Below are 19184 nucleotides of genomic sequence, written 5' to 3'. Positions count from 1 at the left end.
GAGCAGGGCTCACAGAGCAGGGCTCACAGCGCAGCGCTCACAGCGCTCACCGGGAGAAGCGCTCGCGCAGTTTGTACTTCAGCACCTTCCTGAGGGTCTCGTTGCGCGGTAGGGCGTCCACCACCTCCAGCCGCTCCGGCAGCTTGTGGACGGACAGCCCGGCCGCGCGCAGATACGAGGTCACCGCCTCCAACGTCAGCGCCTCCCCGGCCCCCGGCCCCGCCCGCTCCACCACCGCCCGCTCCACCACCGCCCGCTCCACCACCGCCCGCTCCACCACCGCCCGCTCCACCACCGCGCACACCAGTTCCCCGCGCTCCGCGTCCGGCAGGCCGATCACCGCCGCGTCGCCCACGGACGGGTGGGCGGCGAGCAGGTCCTCGATCTCCTTGGCCGACACGTTCTCCCCCTTGCGGATGATGACGTCCTTCAGCCGCCCGGTGAGGACGAGGTGCCCGCTGTCGGTCATGCGCCCCAGGTCACCGGTGCGCAGGAACCCGTCCGCGTCGAAGGCCTCGGCCGTCTGGGCGGGGTCCAGATACCCCTGGCACACGGCCTCCCCGCGCAGTCGTACCTCCCCGCCCTCCGCGACGCGTATCTCCATGCCCTCGGGCGGCCGTCCCTCCGTCGTCGCGAGGTTCTCCGGGGTGTCGTCCGGCGCGCCCATGGTGATCATCGGCACCTCGGTCATCCCGTACCCGTGCGTGAGCTGTACGCCCATCTCGCGTACGACGGCGTGGTACACCTCGGGCGGCTTGGGCGCTCCGCCGCCCGCGAGCAGCCGCAGCGAGGGGATCACGGGGACGCCCGGCCGCTTGCGCTGCTCGGCGAGGAACATCGAGTAGAACGCCGTCGACCCGCCCGCGACCGTCACCCCGTGCCGCCGGTACCCCGCCAGCGCGTCCGGCAGCGCGAAGTGCTCGAACATCACCGCCGGGAAGCCGTACAGCAGGAGCATGACGGTGTAGTCGGGGCCGGCGATGTGGGCGTACGGGAAGGCCATCGAGCCCACGTCGTCCGCCGACAGGCGCAGCGCGTGCGCGAGGCACGACCCGCCCGCGATCAGTGAACGGTCGGTGTGCAGCACGCCCTTGGGGTCGGAGGTGGTGCCCGAGGTCCAGTAGATCCAGCGGACCGAGGTGCCCTCGGCGGGCGGGGCGGGGAGGACGGCGGGATCGCCCTCGGGCAGGTCGTCGTACGCCTCGAAGACGCCCTTCGCGCCCAGCCGGCGTGCCATCTCGGTGTGGTCGAAGCCCCGCCACACGCCCGGCACCGCGAAGAACTCCGCCTTCGACTCGCGCAGCGCGAAGCCGACCTCGCGGTCGCGGTAGAACGGGATGACGGGTGACTGCACGGCCCCCAGGCGGGCCAGCGCGAAGGACAGGACGGCCGTTTCGAGGCGGGTGGGCAGTTGCCAGGCGACGACCGTGCCGGGGCGTACGCCCAGGTCGTACAGCCCCGCCGCGACCCGCTCGGCGCTCGCGCGCAGCGCGCCGAAGGTCAGCGCGCGCTCCTCCTGGAGGAGGACGGGGCGGTCGGGGGTGAGGTCGGCCCGGCGCGCGAGGAGGTCCCAGAGGGTGCGGGACGAACTCAGCTCATGGGCGGTGTCGTTCACGGCGGCCCCCTGCCGGTGACTGACGGACATCTGACGGACAACTGACGGACAGTCAGATCGTGGGCAGAGCGTAGGGCCGGTCGGCTTGTCGGTCCATAGCCGTGGGGCTAGCCTTCCAGGGAAGCCATATCTGACGGTCCATCAGAAACCGTGGCTCGCGACCGGAACCTCAGGCCGGAGGGGACCCATGACGGACACGACAGGCACGACGGACACGACCGACCTGCCCCGCATCATCAGCGTCGACGACCACGTGATCGAGCCCGCGCACCTCTTCGCGACCTGGCTGCCGCGCAAGTACCGGGACCGGGGCCCGCAGCCCCTCACCGCCGGGATCGGCGAACTCGCCTACGTCGCCGGGAAGTACCGGATCACGATGGACCCGGACGGCCAGCCCACCGACTGGTGGATCTACGAGGACCTGAAGTTCCCGTACAAGCGCAACATCGCCGCCGTCGGCTTCGACCGGGACGAGATGACGCTGGAGGGGATCACCCGGGAGGAGATGCGGCGCGGCTGCTGGGACCCGAAGGCGCGGCTGGCCGACATGGACCTCAACCACGTCGAGGCCTCGCTCTGCTTCCCGTCCTTCCCGCGCTTCTGCGGGCAGACCTTCGCCGAGGCGCACGACAAGGAGGTCGCGCTGGCGTGCGTGCGCGCCTACAACGACTGGATGGTCGAGGAGTGGTGCGGGGGCAGCGGCGGACGGCTGATCCCGCTGTGCCTGATCCCGCTGTGGGACGTCGGCCTGGCGGTCGCGGAGATCCGGCGCAACGCGGCCCGTGGGGTGCGCGCGGTGACGTTCTCCGAGATCCCCAGCCATCTGGGGTTGCCGTCCATCCACTCCGGGTACTGGGACCCGTTCTTCGCGGTGTGCGAGGAGACGGGGACGGTCGTCAACATGCACATCGGTTCGTCGTCGCAGATGCCGGCCGCCTCACCGGACGCGCCCCCGGCCGTCCAGGCGTCCCTCTCGTTCAACAACGCGATGGCCTCGATGATGGACTACCTGTTCAGCGGGGTCCTGGTCCGCTTCCCGCGCCTCAAACTCGCCTACTCCGAGGGCCAGATGGGCTGGATCCCGTACGCCCTGGAGCGCGCCGACGACGTCTGGGAGGAGCACCGCGCGTGGGGCGGGGTCAGGGACCTCGTTCCCGAGCCGCCGTCGACGTACTACTACCGGCAGATCTTCTGCTGCTTCTTCCGCGACAAACACGGAGTGGCGTCACTCGATGTGGTGGGCCGCGACAACGCGACCTTCGAGACCGACTACCCGCACGTCGACTCGACCTTCCCGCACACCAAGGAGGTCGCCCTCGACCACGTCAAGGGCCTCGACGACGAGACGGTCTACAAGCTGATGCGGGGCAACGCGATCCGCATGCTGGACCTGGACTTCGACAAGTAATGGATCTTTCGGACAGTGCCGAGGACGCCGAGTTCCGGGCCCGGCTGCGCGACTGGCTCGGCAAGGTGCTGCCGACGCTGCCGCCGAAGCCGTCCCCGGACGACTGGCCCGGCCGCCGCGCCTACGACCTCGGCTGGCAGCGCACGCTCCACGACGCCGGGTACGGCGAGGTCCACTGGGGCGCCTCCCCGACCGTCCGACTGATCTTCCTGGAGGAGACGGAGAAGGCGGGCGCACCCTATGTGGGAGCCGGTTTCGTCGGGCTGCTGCACGCCGGGCCGACGATCGCCGCCGAGGGGACGGCCGGGCAGCGGGAGCGCTGGCTGCCGCCGATCCTGCGCGGCGAGGAGGTCTGGTGCCAGGGCTTCAGCGAGCCCGACGCCGGGTCCGACCTCGCGGCGCTGCGCACGCGCGCGTGGCGCGACGGCGACGACTACGTGGTGAGCGGCTCCAAGATCTGGACCTCGCACGCGGAAGTCGCCGACTGGTGCGAGCTGTTGGTCCGCACGGATCCGGACGCCCCGAAGCACCGGGGCATCACCTGGCTGGCGATGCCCATGGACGCCCCGGGGATCACCGTACGGCCGCTGCGGACGCTCGCCGGGTCCGCCGAGTTCGCCGAGGTGTTCCTCGACGAGGTGCGGGTGCCGGTCGCCAACCGGGTGGGCGAGGAGAACGACGGCTGGCGCGTGACGATGGTGACGCTGTCCTTCGAACGCGGCACCGCCTTCGTCGGCGAGGTCGTCGCCTGCCGCCGCGTGCTGGGCGACCTCGCCCGCGCGGCACGGAGCGGCGGCCGCTGGGACGATCCCGCCCTACGGCGGCGGCTGGGCCGCCTCAACGCCGAGTTCCGGGCGTTGTGGCGGCTGACGCAGTGGAACGTGAGCGAGGCGGAGGCCACGGGCGGCCTGCCGGGCGTAGGGGGTTCGGTTTTCAAACTGAGTTACTCGCAGGCGCGCCAGGAGCTGTACGACACCGCCGCCGACGTCCTGGGCGACGTTTCCCTCGACCTCGACCACCCCTGGGCCGGCGACCGGCTCTCCTCGCTGTCGTACACCATCGCGGCCGGCACCTCGCAGATCCAGCGCGACATCGTGGCCGAGCGGATCCTCGGACTGCCGAAGGGACGGTGAACTCTCCGCCATGCGTTTTCAACTGACGGAGAATCAGCGGGCGCTGCAGGACGGGGTGCGGGGGCTGCTGGCGCGCCGGTTCGACCGTACGGCGCTACGGGCCGCCGTGGACCGGCCGGGGCGGCTGGACCGGGCGCTGTGGCGGGAGCTGGGCGCGGCCGGGTTCTTCGCGCTCCGGCTGCCCGAGGCGGACGGCGGCGTCGGACTAGGGCTGCCCGAGGCGGTGTTGGCGTTCGAGGAGGCGGGCCGCGTCCTGCTGCCCGGGCCGCTGCTCGCCACCCACCTCGCGGCGGGACGCGTGCCCGGCGCGGCCGACGGGGAGACGGTCGTCGCGGCCGTCGACGGCGGCGGGCTGGTGGAGTGGCTCACGGAGGCGGACGTCGTGCTCGGGGACACGGGCGGGGACGTGCTCGGGGACGCGGGTGGGAACGCGGGCGGGGCCGTGCGGATGCGGTCGGTGGATCCGCTGACGCCGCTGCACCGGGTTCCGGGCGCATCGGTGGCCGTGGACCCCGTCGCCGTCCTCCTCACCGCCGCCGAGCAGCTCGGCACGGCCACGCGCGCGTGCGAGCTGGCTGTGCAACACGCCCGGGCGCGTGAGCAGTTCGGGCAGCCGATCGGGGCCTTCCAGGCCGTCAAGCATCTGTGCGCGGAGCTGCTGGTGCGGGTCGAGGTGGCCCGCGCGGCGGTCTACGCGGCCGCCGTCACCGCAGACCCGGCCGATATCGCGGCCGCCCGGCTCCTCGCCGACGAGGCCGCCGTACGCGGCGCGCGCGACTGCCTCCAGGTGTACGGCGGGATGGGGTTCACCTGGGAGGCGGACGTACATCTCCTGCTCAAACGGGCCTGGGTGCGCACCCGGCGTGCGGGCGGCGGCACGGAGAGTGAGGAACTGCTCGCCGGTGACCTGCTGTCAGAAGCGGGCCGCTAAGGGTCTTTTGGCGGTGTTTCGCGACGTCAGAAGGCGTCTGCCTGCGGTGACGGACGGGGCGTCGGGCGGGGTGCCGTACCGATGGCCGTGCAGACGGTCGTACGAGTGTCGCGGATTGTGGCATACCGGAATCACTGTGCGTTGATATCGGGTTGTGTCCGATGCGTGACCCGTCACGGCCCGGAGTCGACGGGTCGCTCCGGTACCTTCTGTGGGATGCGAGTGGTTCCGAGCATGAGCCATGCCGGCGGTGCCCCTGGGGCGATGCCGGATCCGGCGGTGCGCGCCGCCGCTCGCAGGGCGGACGGGCGATCGGCCCCCGCCTGTTCGACTCCCCGCAACGAGCGTCGCACAGTATCCCGCACGGGTACTCCTTCGCGCTGGAATATGCCCGAAGCGCTTGTTGAGGTGACTGTATGTCAACCAAGCTGTCTCGTAAGGGATTCACGTTCCGTCACGCTGCCTCTGGCTGTTGTTCTGGCCATGCAGAAAATGGCTACGATCGTGGCCCCCGTCGTCATGGTGCACACGCGGCTCGCGTGGCTCGCGTGGCGCACGGCCATGTGTCCGCCGGTTCGGATGGTGTGAGCGGTGCAGGTGCTTCAAGTGCAGCTGGAGATCCGGCCCGACCCCGCTGAGGTGGGGCGCGCCCGCAGGTGGGCCCGTTCGCGCCTCGCCGGGTCCGGGATAGGAGACGAGGAGCCGCTCGCCGAGACGTTGATCCTGCTCGTCTCCGAGCTGGTCACCAACGCCGTGGTGCACACCGGCTGTCCGGCCGTGCTGCGGCTCTCCCTGCCGGGCGGCGGGACGGCCGACGGCGCTGCCGAACCGTCCATCGTCCGCCTGGAGGTGGCCGACACCAGCGGCCGGGCCCCCGTGCCCCGGTGCGCCAGTGACGAGGCGACCGGCGGCCGTGGCCTGGCCCTCGTGGACGGCCTCGCGGACCGCTGGGGCTGGAGCGTCGAGGGCGCGGGCAAGCGGATCTGGTGCGAACTGGACCGCTGTGCCGGCCCCGGCAGGGCCGAGCCCGGCAAGGTCGCGGCGGGCAATGGCTCGGCGGGCAATGCTGCGGCGGTCAATCCTGCGCTGGGCAGGGCTGTGGTGGGCCGGGAGCCGGCTTGTGAAGGGTTCGAAGGGTTCGCCTTCGAGGTCGTCTGAGCGTCCGGTCATCCGGCTCGGTCATCCGGCCCGGTCATCCGGCCCGGTCATCCGGCATGGTCATACCGCCCGTCCGTCCGGCTGTCCGGCGGGCGCACGGTGGCGGTGATTCGGCAGGTTGTGGGGCACGGGGGCAGAAAGCGCTCTCGGTCTTGGCCGGTACGGGGTCGGTGCGCCCGGCCGTGCTTCTGTGCGCGCCCACCGCAAAGGGGGCGTAAGTGATAAATCCCCGTTCGGGTGTTGACGCGTCGTGTTCATGTGATCACGCTTGTGCTCAGCGATTCGCCGTGAGGGGACGGCGAGGGCTTCGGTGACGGAGGCCCTCGGCGAGTGTGGGTCGTGATTCGGCGTCGGTTCCCTCAGGGCCGAGGGGGGTCGGGGCGGGACGCCGGAGTCGGATGGCGGTGCGCGGTGCCGTGCTCGGGGCGGGCAACCGCGCGCCGCCAGACCGACGTTCCTCGCGTTCTCCGGTCTCCGGTCTCCGGTCAGAGAACGGCGACGGGGGCCACCGGAGTTCCCGTTCCGCCGACGAACGGTTCGGGCATCGCCGACAGCAGGAACGCGTAGCGGCCCGCTTCTCCACAGGCTGTGGACAACTTTTCGAGATTCCAGTTCTGTCCCTGCAGCATCCCCATCTCCACGAGGTCGAGCGCGTGCACGGGCAGCCACAGGTCGTCGATCTCGGGCGGGAAGATCTCGAAGGTCATGGTGTCGTTCGCCACGGCGGCCACATCGCGCGCGTGGAACCACTCCGGGGTGCGGACCGACAGCCCTGGCGAGGGGAAGCCGTACCCCTGCTTGTCGCCGGCCAGATAGACCTGGACCTGCCCGGTCCGTACGAGCACGATGTCGCCGCCGCGCACGCGCGTACCGGCCAGTTCCTCGGCCGCGTCCAGGTCCTCGGGGGTGACCGCGTAGCCGCCCGCCAGCCGGTCGACGCCACGCGCGCGTGCCACGTCCAGCAGCACCCCGCGCGAGACGACGTGCCGCGCCTTGTCGATGCCGCCGAACTCGGCACCGCCGTGCGCGGTGATGGTGGCGGCCGGACGGCCGTTGTAGAGCTTCCCCGAGTGCGAGACGTGGGTCAGCGCGTCCCAGTGGGTGCCGGCCTGCAGGCCCATCGTCACGGCGTCGTCGCTGCACGCCACCGTGCCCGGACCGAAGATCTCCTGGTTGATCTGCACCATGGTGTGCAGCGGGTTGACCCGGCCCGGGATCATGCCGGTCTGCACGCCGTCCTGCCGTAGGGGCAGCGCGAGCGGGACGCGGCGGCCGGTGCGGACCTCGGCGACGGCCGCGCGGACGACGTCGTCGGTGACCAGGTTCAGCGTGCCGATCTCGTCGTCGGCCCCCCAGCGCCCCCAGTTGTTGACGCGCTTGGCCATGTCGTGGAACTCGACCGGCAGTGTCATTCCATGCCTCCCCGGGGCTTGTTCCTGACCGGCTGACGGGTCAATCTAGTCCTCGCATCTCAAATCTAACGGATCGTCAGAAACTGTGGGAGGGGCCGGGCGTGGGGAACTTCTTGGCCGGCAAGGTCGTCGCCGTCACGGGCGCGGGGCGTGGCATCGGACGGGCGGTGGCGCTCGCGGCGGCTGCGGAGGGCGCGCGGGTCGTCGTCAACGACTACGGCGTGGGCGTGGACGGGGCCGCGCCCGTGAGCGGGATCGCCGAGACCGTCGTCAAGGAGATCGAGGCGGCGGGCGGCGAGGCCGTCGCCGTCGCGGACGACATCTCCACCATGGCGGGCGGTCAGCGGCTCGTCGACGTGGCGTTGTCGTCGTACGGCAGGGTCGACGGGGTCGTGTGCGTGGCCGGGATCCTGCGCGAGCGGATGCTGTTCAACATGTCCGAGGAGGAGTGGGACCCGGTCGTCGCCACCCATCTGAAGGGCACGTTCACCGTGTTCCGGGCGGCTTCGGCGGTGATGCGGAAGCAGGGCGCGGGTACGTTGATCGGCTTCACCAGCGGCAACCATCAGGGGTCGGTGTCGCAGGCCAACTACAGCGCGGCCAAGGGCGGGATCATCTCGCTCGTGCGGAGCGCCGCGCTGGGCCTGCACCGGTACGGGGTGACGGCGAACGCGGTTGCTCCGGTCGCGCGGACGCGGATGTCCGCGGGGGTGCCTGTGGAGTTGGCGGAGATCGGGGAGCCGGAGGATGTGGCGGCGCTTGTGGTGTACCTGCTGTCGGATCGCGCCCGGGATGCGGGGGTGACGGGGCAGGTGTACACGGTGGCCGGGCCGAAGATCGCGGTGTGGGCGCAGCCGCGGGAACTCCGTTCGGTTTATGCGGAGGGGGCGTGGTCGCCGGAGCGGATCGCGGAACTGCTGCCGGGGAGTGTGGGGGTGGATCCGATGCCGATGTTGGAGCGGTTGGAGGAGATGCGGCGGGCTGCGGCGGATGGGGGTCGGCCTAACGCCTGAGGGGGCGGGGGTGCGGGTGGTTTGGCGGGTGCGGGTTCGTTGTGGCTGGTCGCGCCCACGCGGCGGAGCCGCACATCGATACAGCCCCGCGCCCCTGGGTGGGGTGCCGGCGCCCTGACTTAGGAGGTCACCGTGGATTTCGGGTTCAGTCCGCTGGATGAGGAGTTTCGCGCCGAGGCTCGGGACTGGTTGGCTGCCCATGCCCCAGGTAGCTGCGACCGGCGCTCCTGGGAACGCGTCCTCGGGGCCGCCGGATGGATCGGGATCGGGTGGGGGGAGGGCGGGTACGGGAATCGGGCCGCTTCTCTCACTCAGCAGGTGGCCTGGGCTGAGGAGTATGCGCGGTCCGGAGCGCCGGGGCGGTCCGGGCACATCGGGGAGAACCTTCTCGCGCCCACGCTTCTCGCGCATGGCACGGACGAGCAGAAGGCGCGCTTCCTGCCGCCGGTCGCCGCCGGGGGGGAGTTGTGGTGTCAGGGGTACAGCGAGCCCGGGGCCGGGTCTGATCTTGCCGGGATCCGTACGCGGGCCGAGCTCGCCGGGGACGGGCGGACGTATCGGGTCACCGGGCAGAAGATCTGGACCTCGCTCGCCCATGAGGCCGACTGGTGTTTCGTGCTGGTTCGTACCGATCCGGAGTCGATGCGGCATCGTGGGCTGAGCTTTCTGCTCGTGCCCATGGACCAGCCGGGGCGGATCGAGGTGCGGCCGATCCGGCAGTTGACCGGGACCAGTGAGTTCAACGAGGTCTTCTTCGAGGGGGCGCACGCGCGCGTGGAGCATGTCGTGGGCGCGGCGGGCGACGGCTGGCGGGTCGCGATGAGTCTCCTCGGCTTCGAACGCGGGGTGTCGACCCTCGCCCAGCAGATCGGCTTCGCGGCGGAGTTGGGGCGGGTGGTGCGTACGGCCGTCGAGACGGGGGCCGCCGACGACCCCGTCGTACGGGAGCGGCTGGTGCGGTTGTGGGCCGAGTTGCGCACCATGCGGTGGAACGCGTTGCGGACGCTGGGGGGCAACGGCGGGCCGGGCGCGCCGAGCGTGGCCAAGCTGCTGTGGGCGGGCTGGCATCAGCGGCTGGGGGAGGTGGCGGTGCAGGTGCGGGGGGCTGCGGCGGGCGTCGGGCCGGTGGACTGGTCGCCGTCCTCGCCGTACGAACTCGACGACGCGCAGCACCTGTTCCTGTTCTCGCGGGCCGACACGATCTACGGCGGCTCGGACCAGATCCAGCGCACGATCATCGCCGAGCGCGTGCTCGGCCTGCCCAGAGAGCGCAAGGGGGTCGTCTGATGCGTGGCGTGGTGTTCGACGGGAAGCGGGCGGAGGTCGTCGACGATCTCGTCGTACGCGATCCGGGGCCCGGTGAGGTGCTGGTCGCCGTCTCGGCGGCCGGGCTGTGCCACAGCGATCTGTCGGTCGTCGACGGGACGATTCCCTTCCCGGTGCCCGTCGTCCTCGGGCATGAGGGCGCGGGGGTGGTGGCGGCGGTCGGTTCCGGGGTCACTCATGTCCTACCCGGGGACCATGTGGCGCTGTCCACGCTCGCCAACTGCGGTACCTGCGCGGAGTGCGACCGGGGCCGGCCGACGATGTGCCGGCAGGCCATCGGACGGCCGCGGAAGCCGTTCACGCGCGCGGGGAGCCCGGTGTACCAGTTCGCGGCCAACTCCGCGTTCGCCGAGCGGACGGTCGTCAAGGCCGTGCAGGCGGTGCGGATCCCGAAGGACATCCCGCTGACGTCCGCCGCGCTGATCGGGTGCGGGGTGCTGACGGGGGTCGGGGCGGTGCTCAACCGCGCGCGGGTGGGGTACGGGGAGAGCGTCGTCGTCATCGGGACCGGCGGGATCGGGCTGAACGTGCTCCAGGGGGCGCGGATCGCGGGCGCGCTGCGGATCGTGGCCGTCGACGCGAACCCGGCGAAGGAGGCGGCGGCCCGGCGGTTCGGGGCGACCGACTTCCTGACCTCGACGGACGGGGTGCGGGAGGTGCTGCCGACGGGCGCGGATCACGTCTTCGAGTGCGTGGGGCGGGTCGAGCTGATCCGTACGGCGATCGATCTGCTCGACCGGCACGGCCAGGCGGTGCTGCTCGGGGTGCCGCCCGCGACCGCCGAGGCGTCCTTCCTCGTCTCGTCCCTGTTCCTGGACAAGTCGATCCTGGGCTGCCGTTACGGCGCCTCGCGGCCGCAGCGGGACGTCGCCCTGTACGCCGAGCTGTACCGCGCGGGCCGGCTCCTGCTCGACGAACTCGTCACGCGGACCTATCCGGTCGAGGACTTCGAGAAGGCGGCGGCGGACGCGGAGGCGGGGCGGGTGGCCCGGGCGGTGCTGACGTTCTAGGCCGGCCCGTCCTCCGTTCTGGGCCGGCCGGTCCTCGCCCTTCCCGAACTGTGATTTGTGTGACAACAGGTCTAAAGTGGATTCGCTTGGAGGAGGCCCCTCAGCAGGCCGATTCGCGGTGTGCGGCGGGCCGAGGCACCTCCAGGGCAGGGAAGTGATCCCGTTGTCCGTCGCCTGGGACGCCATCGGTGGGCTCGTCGATGCCCACGAGCGGTTTCTGGCCGGTGCGCGGGTCGACTCGGATGTTCGGGACTCGGTACTCGACTCATGGAAGCGGTGCCGGTACGCAGGGGTCGAGCCGGACCGGCTGCTGAGTCCGTACGCCTCGGACCTGGCCCTGGACCACCGGTTCCTGCACGCTGTCGAGCCGGTGCTGAAGCGGCTGACGGTGTCGCTCGCCGAGATGAACACGACCATCGCGCTCTGCGACGGGCAGGCCCGGATGGTCGAGCGGTACGGCGGGGACCGCAAGCTGCGCGCCCGCCTCGACGGCGTGAACTTCGCCCCCGGGTTCGACGCCTCCGAGCGGGCCGCCGGTACGAACGGCGTCGGCACCGCGCTCGCCGGGCGCAGCCCCGTCTACGTCGCCGGCCGTGAGCACTTCGCCGACTGTCTGCAACCGTTCGCCTGCGCGGGCGCGCCCATCCGCAACCCCCTCAGCGGCCGTATCGAGGCCGTCCTCGACCTCACCTGCCTGCGCGACGACGGCGACCCCGCGATGATGCGGCTGGTCCGTGAAGCCGTCCGGGACGTCGAGGCGCGGCTGCTGGAGCAGGCCACGGAGCGGGAGCGGGCGCTGCTCACCGCGTACCGGCGGGCCGACCGGCACGCGCACGACGGTGACGGCGGCGGCTGGCCGCCTCAGCCCGAGTCCCGGCTCCAGCCCTTGCCGGCCCCGCCCGGCCACCGGGCCACCCACGACGGCAGCGCGCTCGGCCCGATCGACCTGGCGGTGCTGCGCGAGAAGGCCGAGGAACTGATCGCCACCCCGCACCGCACACTCGACGAAGTGGTGCTGTCCGGCGGCCGGACCGCCACCCTGCTGCGCCGCCAGGTCAGAGGAGCGGCGGGTGAGACGGGTGTGGTCGTCGAGGCCCGTGTTCTCGGCGGCCCGCGCCTGCGCCATACGGGACCTGCCGTCACGCCGGTCGTGGACGTCCCGGTCACGAACGCCTCGGTCGTGGACGTCCCGGTCGCGCCCTCGCCCTCCTCGACGCGGACGCCGAAGCCGCCGTCACCGTCACTGCCGTCACCGCCGTCACCGCCGTCACCGCCGTCACCGCCGTCACCGCCGTCTCCGCAGCCGACCCGGACGCCCCCTGTCGTCCTCCGTGCCGTCCCCGCACCGCCCCCGGCCTCGCTGACCGCCCCCGCGCCCCCGGAGTCCACCGACGGTGACGCTGCCGCCGACGCCGACGCGTGGCTGCTTCTCGTCGGCGAACCCGGTGTCGGGCGGCTCGCCGTGCTGGCCCGCAGGCGGCTGGAGCTGCTGCACGACGCCGGGGTCCGGATCGGCACCACCCTGGACGTCGCCCGCACCGCCGAGGAACTGACCGAGGTCGCCGTCCCCCGCTTCGCCGACTTCGCCGCCGTCGACCTGCCCGACTCCGTGCTGCTCGGCGAGGAGCCGGGGCTGCTCGGCGCGGACACCCCGCTGCGCCGGGTCGCGCTGGGGGCCGTGCACGAGGAGTCCTGGCTGTACGGGGTCGGTGCCGCCGTCCGGTACGTCTCCTCGACGCCGCAGGCCCGCGCCCTGGAGGGCAGGCAGCCCGTGCTCGAACCCGAGCTGACCGTGGACGGCGGCTGGGTCGCGCAGGACCCCGCGCGCGGGGAGCGGGCGATCAGGGCGGGCATCCACTCCCTGATCGCCGTGCCGCTGCGGGCCCGGGGCGCGATCCTCGGCGTCGCCGTCTTCTACCGCTCCGAGCAGCCCGCGCCCTTCGAGGACGACGACCTGTCGCTCGCCCAGGAACTGGCCGGACGTGCGGCGATCTGCATCGACAACGCCCGCCGCTACACACGCGAACGCAACACCGCGCTCGCCCTCCAGCGCAGCCTGCTCCCGCGCGGGCGGTCCGAGCAGAACGCCGTCGAGGTCGCCTACCGCTATCTGCCCGCGCAGGCCGGGGTGGGCGGGGACTGGTTCGACGTCATCCCGCTGTCCGGCGCGCGGGTGGCGCTGGTGGTGGGGGACGTCGTCGGTCATGGTCTGCACGCCGCCGCCACCATGGGACGGCTGCGTACCGCCGTACACAACTTCTGCGCGCTCGACCTCGCGCCCGACGAACTCCTCACCCACCTAGACGACCTGGTCGGACGGCTGGACCGGGGCGAGGGCTGGGCCGTGGAGAACACCCACCAGGACTCGGGGATCGTCGGCGCGACCTGTCTGTACGCCGTCTACGACCCGGTGACCCGGCGCTGCACCCTGACCCGCGCCGGGCACCCGGTTCCGGCGGTCGTCGGTCCCGACGGCACGGTGGACTTCGTCGACCTGCCGCCGGGGCCGCCGCTCGGGCTCGGCGGGATGCCCTTCGAGACCGTCGAGCTGGAACTGGCCGAGGGCAGCCAACTGGTGCTCTACACCGACGGGTTGATCGAGGACCGGCTCCGGGACATCGACGTCGGCATGGACCGGCTCCGCACCGTCCTGGCCTGCGTCGACCGGGCGCCGGAGGACACCTGCGAGGCGGTCCTCGACGCCCTGCTCCCCGCCCGGCCGAACGACGACGTGGCCCTGCTGGTCGCCCGTACGCGCGCGTTGGGGCCCGACCAGGTCGCCGAGTGGCCCGTGCCCCGCGACCCGGCGTTCGTCTCCCGGGCCCGCGCGGCGGTCATCGACCAGCTCGCCGCCTGGGGCCTCGACGAACTGGCCTACACCACCGAACTCGTGGCCAGCGAACTGGTCACCAACGCCATCCGCCACGCCACCGGCCCCGTCCACCTCCGCCTCCTCCGCGACCGCGCCCTGATCTGCGAGGTCTCGGACGGCAGCAGCATCTCGCCGCGACTGCGCCGCGCCCGCACCGAGGACGAGGGCGGCCGGGGCCTCTTCCTCGTCGCCCAGCTCACCGAACGCTGGGGCACCCGCTACACGGCCGACGGCAAGATCATCTGGACGGAACAGCCTTTGCCCTGACGGTTCGTACGGATGCCCAGCAGGGCTTGGTCTCGCGCGAACGCATCGACTTCTGTCGAGGGTGCTCCGCCGCGTGCTGCGCCTGACCCGGAAACATCGTCAGAAGGGCACGCCCGCCCGCTTGGCAAGGCGTGGGCGGGTCGGCCGTGGTGGTCACCTGGGAGGAGGGCGGTACGGCCCGGTTCCCAGCCGGTGACGAACTCCCGTCAGGAGAGCCGGACTCCGCCTGACCGGCAACTGTGCCCCACCCCAACTCGACCGGGGTGGGGCCTTGTTGTGTCTCGGTCACCGCGTTGCGTGTTATTGAGGCGATGGACGTGGTGTTCTCGCCCGACAACATCAACGACGTCCGCCTCGAGCTCAAGCAGCCGGCCGACCGCGGGATCCTGACCGAGACCGAGCCAGGCTTGTTCACCCAGCCTCGGCCGCAGTCGACCGACGTCGCTACGACCCGCCGCTTGTCCCGCACGAAACGAAGAATCGGGTATCAGGTCTCATACCGCCCTCTCAGGAGTCGAAGCACTCCCGGACCGTGACGCCCGCCGGTGTGAAGCACAGCCGTAGGTTGGTCCGGTTCGGGTCGCCGATCATCGACGTGAAACGGTAGGAGCCCGTATCCGCGGCGTTTCTGATGACGACCCGACGCGGCAGGGCGCCGGGGGCCGAGACCTCGATCATGTCCCCGACCTTCGAATGCCAGATCCGGCCCCACGCGGCGGCGCACACCTCGCTGTACCGGATCTCCACACTCGTACCGGTGCTGGTGCGGTGCGGCGGACCGAGCGAGTCCACCCGGCCGGGTAACCCGCAGGCCATCGGGTTGGGATCCTTCCCGTCGCACGCCTTCCCCTGGCATCCGGGAACGGGATCCAGCGTGGGGGACGCCAGGCTCGCCGGGCTTCCGGCGGCGCCGGGGCTCCGCAGAGACAGCGCCGCCAAGATCGCCACTGCGGCCACACCCGCACCGGCAATGAACAGCCCGTGGCGCCGAGCCCTCCTGTGGACGCCCTCATCCGCCCTGGTCCCCACAGCACCTGCGGGGACCAGGGCGGGCGTGGGCGGGGGCGTGGGCGCGGGCTGGGCAGGGGGGCGGGTGTGTCGGGCGCGCCCGCTCCACTCGGCGTCCGCCAGTTCCCACAGGGCGAGCAGCCGCCCGGCGGGCTCCCCCGCCATCGCGCAGAGCGCCTCGACGGCCTGCCGGGGCACTGGCTTCTTCCCGTTGAGATAGCGCTCCCAGGACGACTTGCTGTACGCCGTGCGCTCGGCCAGCGCCACCAGGCTCAGGCCCGTCCGCGCCCTCATTTCGCGGAGCCCCTCGGCCAGTGCCACGCACTCCGGTGCGGAGCCGGTCATCCGCGCAGCGCCTGCCAGGTGTGCGGGCCCACGACGCCGTCCGCCGGCAGCCCGGCCTTCTTCTGCAGACGCATCACGGCCGCGATGGTCTGCTGCCCGTAGACCCCGTCGACGATGCCCGGCTCCAACTGGAGATAGCGCAGCAGGCACTGGGCCTCCACCACGTCCCAGCCCGGTCCGGCAAGGACGGCGGTGCGCGTCGCGCTGTATCCGGCGAACAGCCCCCCGCCTGCCGCGCCGGTCCGGCGGACCTTGCAGGAGTACGACTTGCCCGGCTTGAAGACGTACCAGCCCAGCCCCTCGGTAGAGGTGCTGTTGCTGTTGCCGGCGGTACTGGCACCGGTACTGGTGGTACTGCTGCTCGGGAGTGGGCCATCCAGCGCCGTCTGCACCTTGTCGCCCCCGCCGTCGTCATCGCCCCAGGGCGCGGCGATCAGCATTCCGGCGGCCATCCCCACGAGCGCGGCGGCCACCATGGCAGCGAGGGCGACGGGCCTGCGCACCCCCGGCGGCTGCCCGGCCCCCAACACCGTGGGCCCCTCCTCCGAGGCCCCGGGCCCCTCCGCCGACGCCGCAGAGTCCTCGGCCGCACCAGAACGTTCGGCAGCCGCCTCGCCCCGTGCCCCCTGTTCGCCGCTGCCCTCCGCACCGGCCGACGAGGACGACGCGATCCGCTGTGGCCACGCTTCCTCGGCCACCTCATGCAGCACGAGCAGCCGGACCGGATCCGCCCCTGAGACCCGCGCCAGTTCCTCCACCGCGTGCTGCGGCGGCAGCGCCTTCCCGTTGAGGTAGCGATCCCACGACGAGCGGCTGTATCCGGTCTTGACCGCGAGCACGTCCAGGCTCAGCCCGCTGCGGTCCTTCAACCTCCGCAACTGCACCACGAGTTGCCGGACTCTCTGGTCCAGGGAATCCGGCAGTTCTTTCCAACGTGACACGCTCCACCCCAATACGCATCAGAACCCCCCAGGGCTCTCGCCCCTTGCCCTGTTAGTACACCTCGCGCGGGCTCCAGGGCCAGGCCGAAGCTCCACACCCGTGTCTTCAGTCATGGCCCACGAGGGCGGGCGTCCCAGCGATGCCGCATCACGCCGGACATCCCAGCAGGTCAACGCGTGGGACGTCCCACGGTGTCCCAACGGGGCCGGCCTCTCTGGCCCAGATCCGGATTGACCAGCAATCTCTGTGGTGCAGCCAGACGGCGCGGTCCACCCCGCATCGTCCTCACAGGGCGGAGGTCGATTCATGAACGCACGAAAGCGCACCGCCCTTGCGACGTCAGAACCTGGACAGCCCGCTGTAGCCATGGCGGAGCAACTGGCCGAATCGGGCTCCAGAAGCTGGCCCAAATCCATCCATGTCCAGTCGTCGGAGAGCGTGTTCTCGATCCCAGTCGCGCTGCACAGGCCTGCTGAGAGCGCGACACGCAACCCGGAGGCTCAGCTCGGCAGGTGTCCAGTCGCACAGCGAACGGACGCCCCAGACAAGCGGGCAGTCGTCAACCCCGGGATGTGCACCTCAACCCGGCAACGGCCCACAAACTCGTGCCCAGCCCCCTCAACACCTACTGAAGAAAAGGGTTCCCACCATGCGAAATGACATTTTCAAGGGCACGCGGCGGATACTGGCCACGGCCGTCACCGCTGTCGGCCTGCTGGTCGCGTTCACCGGTGCCGCCCACGCCTCGGGCGGAACCTTCTCGGCCGAGACGCGAGACGGTTGCGGTAAGGCATCCGGCACCTACCACTGGTACGAGACCGTCAAGTACAACAACAAGCAGGCCTTCAAGACCGACTGGGACATGACGGTCGTCGACCGCTGTTCGACCGACGAGCGGAGCGAGAGCCTCTACACCAAGTACTCGAAGTGGAACGGTGTCGCCTGGACCAACGACGGCAAGTTCCACAAGATTGCGTCCTCAGGCAACGGCAAGGATGTGGCCGATGTCCGACTGTACATTTGCCACGTCGGAAACGGCGACAGCTGCGTGGAGCTGTAGGGCTGACGCACGCACCACCCGAACCCCGTCACTGTAGGAACCCCGTCACCGTAGGTACTTCGCAGCAACGCGGTTCCGCGTCTGCCTGGGATGGGCTCGCTCGGCATCACGCCGGGCGGGCCCATCTTTCGTGGTCTTCGAAGTTGAGCGGCGCGCGCGAGCGTCCGGGGGCGGGTGGACGTGGCGCGCGAATGTGACACTCCGGCGCAGAAGTGTCACATTTCCACGGGGAAGCCCTCTGGGTCCGCGGCGCGTCGAAGAGGTGCACCGCTCACCTTCGAAGACCCCCTTTGCAGTCTGTAATACCGGGCTGGATGAATGTCGGCCCGCTCCGAGAACACCTTTGCGCCTGGTGTGTCAGCGTGGGTGTCCCGGTCCGAACCGTAGGGTTCGGACCGAGGCTGCCTGCGCACCCGATCCGACCCATGACAGGGAAGGTAAGGATCGGTGGACGGTGCAGCCATCCTCGTCTGGGCGGTGCGCTTCGAAAGAAGTGGTGGACAGGTCCATGGTAAGTGGGTTGTCCACAGGCTCTGGAGAATTCTGGGGCGGTGCCAGTGGCAGCGCCTACCGTCGTTTCATACGCCCGTTCAGTCCGTTCCGTGCAGGGCGCCCAGCGTGCCGCTGCTTCCGCTGCTTGCGTGGCTTCCGGTTCGGAAGGTGCGGCGATACGCGGTCGGGGTGACTCCGAGGGCCGCCTGTAGGTGCTGGCGCATCGACTGGGCGGTGCCGAAACCGGCGTCCCGGGCGATCTGGTCGACGGACAGGCCGGTGGTCTCCAGCAGGTGCCGGGCCCGCTCGACGCGCTGCTGGGTGAGCCACTGGCCGGGGCTGATCCCGACCTCCTCGCGGAAGCGGCGCGTGAAGGTCCGTACGGACATGGCTTCCTGTCCGGCCATGTCGCGCAGCTGGATCGGCTCGTGCAGGCGGCCCAGCGCCCACGTGCGGGCGGTGGTGGTGCCGGCCTGCTCCGGGTCGGGCACGGGGCGCTCGATGTACTGCGCCTGGCCGCCGTCGCGGTGCGGCGGTACGACGGTGCGGCGGGCGATGTCGTTGGCGACGGCGGTGCCGTGGTCGCGGCGCACGATGTGCAGGCACAGGTCGATCCCGGCGGCGACACCGGCCGAGGTGAGGACGTCGCCGTCGTCGACGAACAGGACGTCCCGGTCGACGTCGATCTTCGGGAAGAGCCGCTGGAGGCGGTCGGCGTCGGCCCAGTGGGTGGTGGCGGGGCGGCCGTCGAGGAGGCCGGCGGCGGCCAGGACGTACACGCCGGTGCAGATGGAGGCGAGGCGGGTGCCGGGCCGCAGGTGGGCGAGGGCGGCGGCGAGGTCGTCGGTGAGCACGCCCTCCTCGAAGACCGGGCCGAGCTCGTACGAGGCGGGGACGACGACGGTGTCGGCGGTGGCGAGGGTCTCCGGGCCGTGCTCGACCATGATCGCGAAGTCGGCGTCGGTCTCGACGGGGCCCGGTGGCCGCACGGAACAGGTGACGACCTCGTACAGGTGCCGTCCCTCGGCGTCCTTGGGGCGGCCGAAGATGCGGTGCGGGATGCCCAGCTCGAAGGGGAGCAGGCCGTCGAGGGCGAGGACGACGACGCGGTGGGGGCGGAAGTCGGGGCGGCCCTGATGGTGGTTCTGGTGGTGGCCATGATGGCGGCGCATGGCCCGATCCTAGCGAATGC

14 protein-coding genes are annotated in these 19184 nt (G+C 71.4%); 9 read left to right on the top strand and 5 right to left on the bottom strand.

Annotated features, from left to right (window positions below):
- Positions 1-46 precede the first annotated feature (46 nt).
- The gene (locus OG352_RS18880) at positions 47-1615 is read right to left on the bottom strand and encodes a class I adenylate-forming enzyme family protein (RefSeq protein ID WP_329218363.1); all 1569 of its coding nucleotides are present in this window, start codon (positions 1613-1615) and stop codon (positions 47-49) included.
- A gap of 187 nt (positions 1616-1802) precedes the next feature.
- Here OG352_RS18880 and OG352_RS18875 point away from each other — a divergent pair, with 187 nt between their 5' ends.
- The 4 genes from OG352_RS18875 to OG352_RS18860 all read left to right on the top strand — a co-directional run bounded on the left by OG352_RS18875 (position 1803) and on the right by OG352_RS18860 (position 6245).
- A complete protein-coding gene (locus tag OG352_RS18875) occupies positions 1803-3023 on the top strand; it encodes an amidohydrolase family protein (protein WP_329218361.1) in 1221 nt (406 codons plus the stop codon).
- On the top strand, positions 3023-4156 hold the full coding sequence (locus OG352_RS18870) for an acyl-CoA dehydrogenase family protein (protein ID WP_329218359.1): 1134 nt from the start codon (positions 3023-3025) through the stop codon (positions 4154-4156). The genes OG352_RS18875 and OG352_RS18870 overlap by 1 nt, the downstream gene beginning before the upstream one ends.
- A gap of 10 nt (positions 4157-4166) precedes the next feature.
- Positions 4167-5087 (top strand): acyl-CoA dehydrogenase family protein, encoded by a 921-nt coding sequence (locus tag OG352_RS18865; protein WP_329218357.1) that lies wholly within the window; start codon positions 4167-4169, stop codon positions 5085-5087.
- Positions 5088-5693: 606 nt separating this feature from the next.
- Positions 5694-6245, top strand: a complete 552-nt coding sequence (locus OG352_RS18860) for an ATP-binding protein (protein ID WP_329218355.1) — start codon at positions 5694-5696, stop codon at positions 6243-6245.
- Between the two features lie 485 nt (positions 6246-6730).
- Here the strand turns inward: OG352_RS18860 and OG352_RS18855 are convergent, their stop codons facing one another.
- Entirely contained in the window at positions 6731-7657 is a 927-nt protein-coding gene (locus OG352_RS18855; protein ID WP_329218353.1) for a cyclase family protein, read from the bottom strand.
- A gap of 101 nt (positions 7658-7758) precedes the next feature.
- On the opposite strand from OG352_RS18855, the gene OG352_RS18850 reads away from it, so the two are divergent.
- From OG352_RS18850 to OG352_RS18835, 4 genes are all read left to right on the top strand, one after another.
- Positions 7759-8670: an SDR family oxidoreductase gene (locus tag OG352_RS18850; RefSeq protein ID WP_329218351.1), complete on the top strand. Its 912-nt coding sequence runs from the start codon at positions 7759-7761 to the stop codon at positions 8668-8670.
- 132 nt (positions 8671-8802) lie between these two features.
- Positions 8803-9957 (top strand): acyl-CoA dehydrogenase family protein, encoded by a 1155-nt coding sequence (locus tag OG352_RS18845; protein ID WP_329218349.1) that lies wholly within the window; start codon positions 8803-8805, stop codon positions 9955-9957.
- Entirely contained in the window at positions 9957-11006 is a 1050-nt protein-coding gene (locus OG352_RS18840; protein ID WP_329218347.1) for a Zn-dependent alcohol dehydrogenase, read from the top strand. Before OG352_RS18845 ends, OG352_RS18840 begins: the two co-directional genes overlap by 1 nt.
- Positions 11007-11160: 154 nt before the next feature.
- Complete coding sequence (locus tag OG352_RS18835) at positions 11161-14145, top strand: SpoIIE family protein phosphatase (protein ID WP_443072299.1); 2985 nt, start codon at positions 11161-11163, stop codon at positions 14143-14145.
- 507 nt (positions 14146-14652) lie between these two features.
- Here OG352_RS18835 and OG352_RS18830 read toward each other — a convergent pair.
- Positions 14653-15498, bottom strand: a complete 846-nt coding sequence (locus OG352_RS18830) for a helix-turn-helix domain-containing protein (RefSeq protein WP_329218344.1) — start codon at positions 15496-15498, stop codon at positions 14653-14655.
- A complete protein-coding gene (locus tag OG352_RS18825; protein WP_329218342.1) occupies positions 15495-16439 on the bottom strand; it encodes a helix-turn-helix domain-containing protein in 945 nt (314 codons plus the stop codon). Before OG352_RS18825 ends, OG352_RS18830 begins: the two co-directional genes overlap by 4 nt.
- Before the next feature lie 650 nt (positions 16440-17089).
- Between OG352_RS18825 and OG352_RS18820 the strand changes: the two genes are divergently transcribed.
- The gene (locus tag OG352_RS18820; protein ID WP_329218340.1) at positions 17090-17500 is read left to right on the top strand and encodes a hypothetical protein; all 411 of its coding nucleotides are present in this window, start codon (positions 17090-17092) and stop codon (positions 17498-17500) included.
- A 590-nt stretch (positions 17501-18090) separates the two neighbouring features.
- Here the strand turns inward: OG352_RS18820 and OG352_RS18815 are convergent.
- Complete coding sequence (locus OG352_RS18815; RefSeq protein ID WP_329218339.1) at positions 18091-19164, bottom strand: GlxA family transcriptional regulator; 1074 nt, start codon at positions 19162-19164, stop codon at positions 18091-18093.
- Positions 19165-19184: the final 20 nt, after the last annotated feature.

The organism is Streptomyces sp. NBC_01485 (assembly GCF_036227125.1).
In the GTDB taxonomy this organism is placed as follows: domain Bacteria; phylum Actinomycetota; class Actinomycetes; order Streptomycetales; family Streptomycetaceae; genus Streptomyces.
This window is presented reverse-complemented; position numbering and strand designations above follow the sequence as displayed.

Bases quoted from the DNA above. Each gene is read 5' to 3' on its own strand.
- OG352_RS18855 (WP_329218353.1), bottom strand. From the start codon at position 7,657: ATGACACTGCCGGTCGAGTTCCACGACATGGCCAAGCGCGTCAACAAC.
- OG352_RS18870 (WP_329218359.1), top strand. From the start codon at position 3,023: ATGGATCTTTCGGACAGTGCCGAGGACGCCGAGTTCCGGGCCCGGCTG.
- OG352_RS18840 (WP_329218347.1), top strand. From the start codon at position 9,957: ATGCGTGGCGTGGTGTTCGACGGGAAGCGGGCGGAGGTCGTCGACGAT.
- OG352_RS18815 (WP_329218339.1), bottom strand. From the start codon at position 19,164: ATGCGCCGCCATCATGGCCACCACCAGAACCACCATCAGGGCCGCCCC.
- OG352_RS18830 (WP_329218344.1), bottom strand. From the start codon at position 15,498: ATGACCGGCTCCGCACCGGAGTGCGTGGCACTGGCCGAGGGGCTCCGC.
- OG352_RS18865 (WP_329218357.1), top strand. From the start codon at position 4,167: ATGCGTTTTCAACTGACGGAGAATCAGCGGGCGCTGCAGGACGGGGTG.
- OG352_RS18820 (WP_329218340.1), top strand. From the start codon at position 17,090: ATGCGAAATGACATTTTCAAGGGCACGCGGCGGATACTGGCCACGGCC.
- OG352_RS18875 (WP_329218361.1), top strand. From the start codon at position 1,803: ATGACGGACACGACAGGCACGACGGACACGACCGACCTGCCCCGCATC.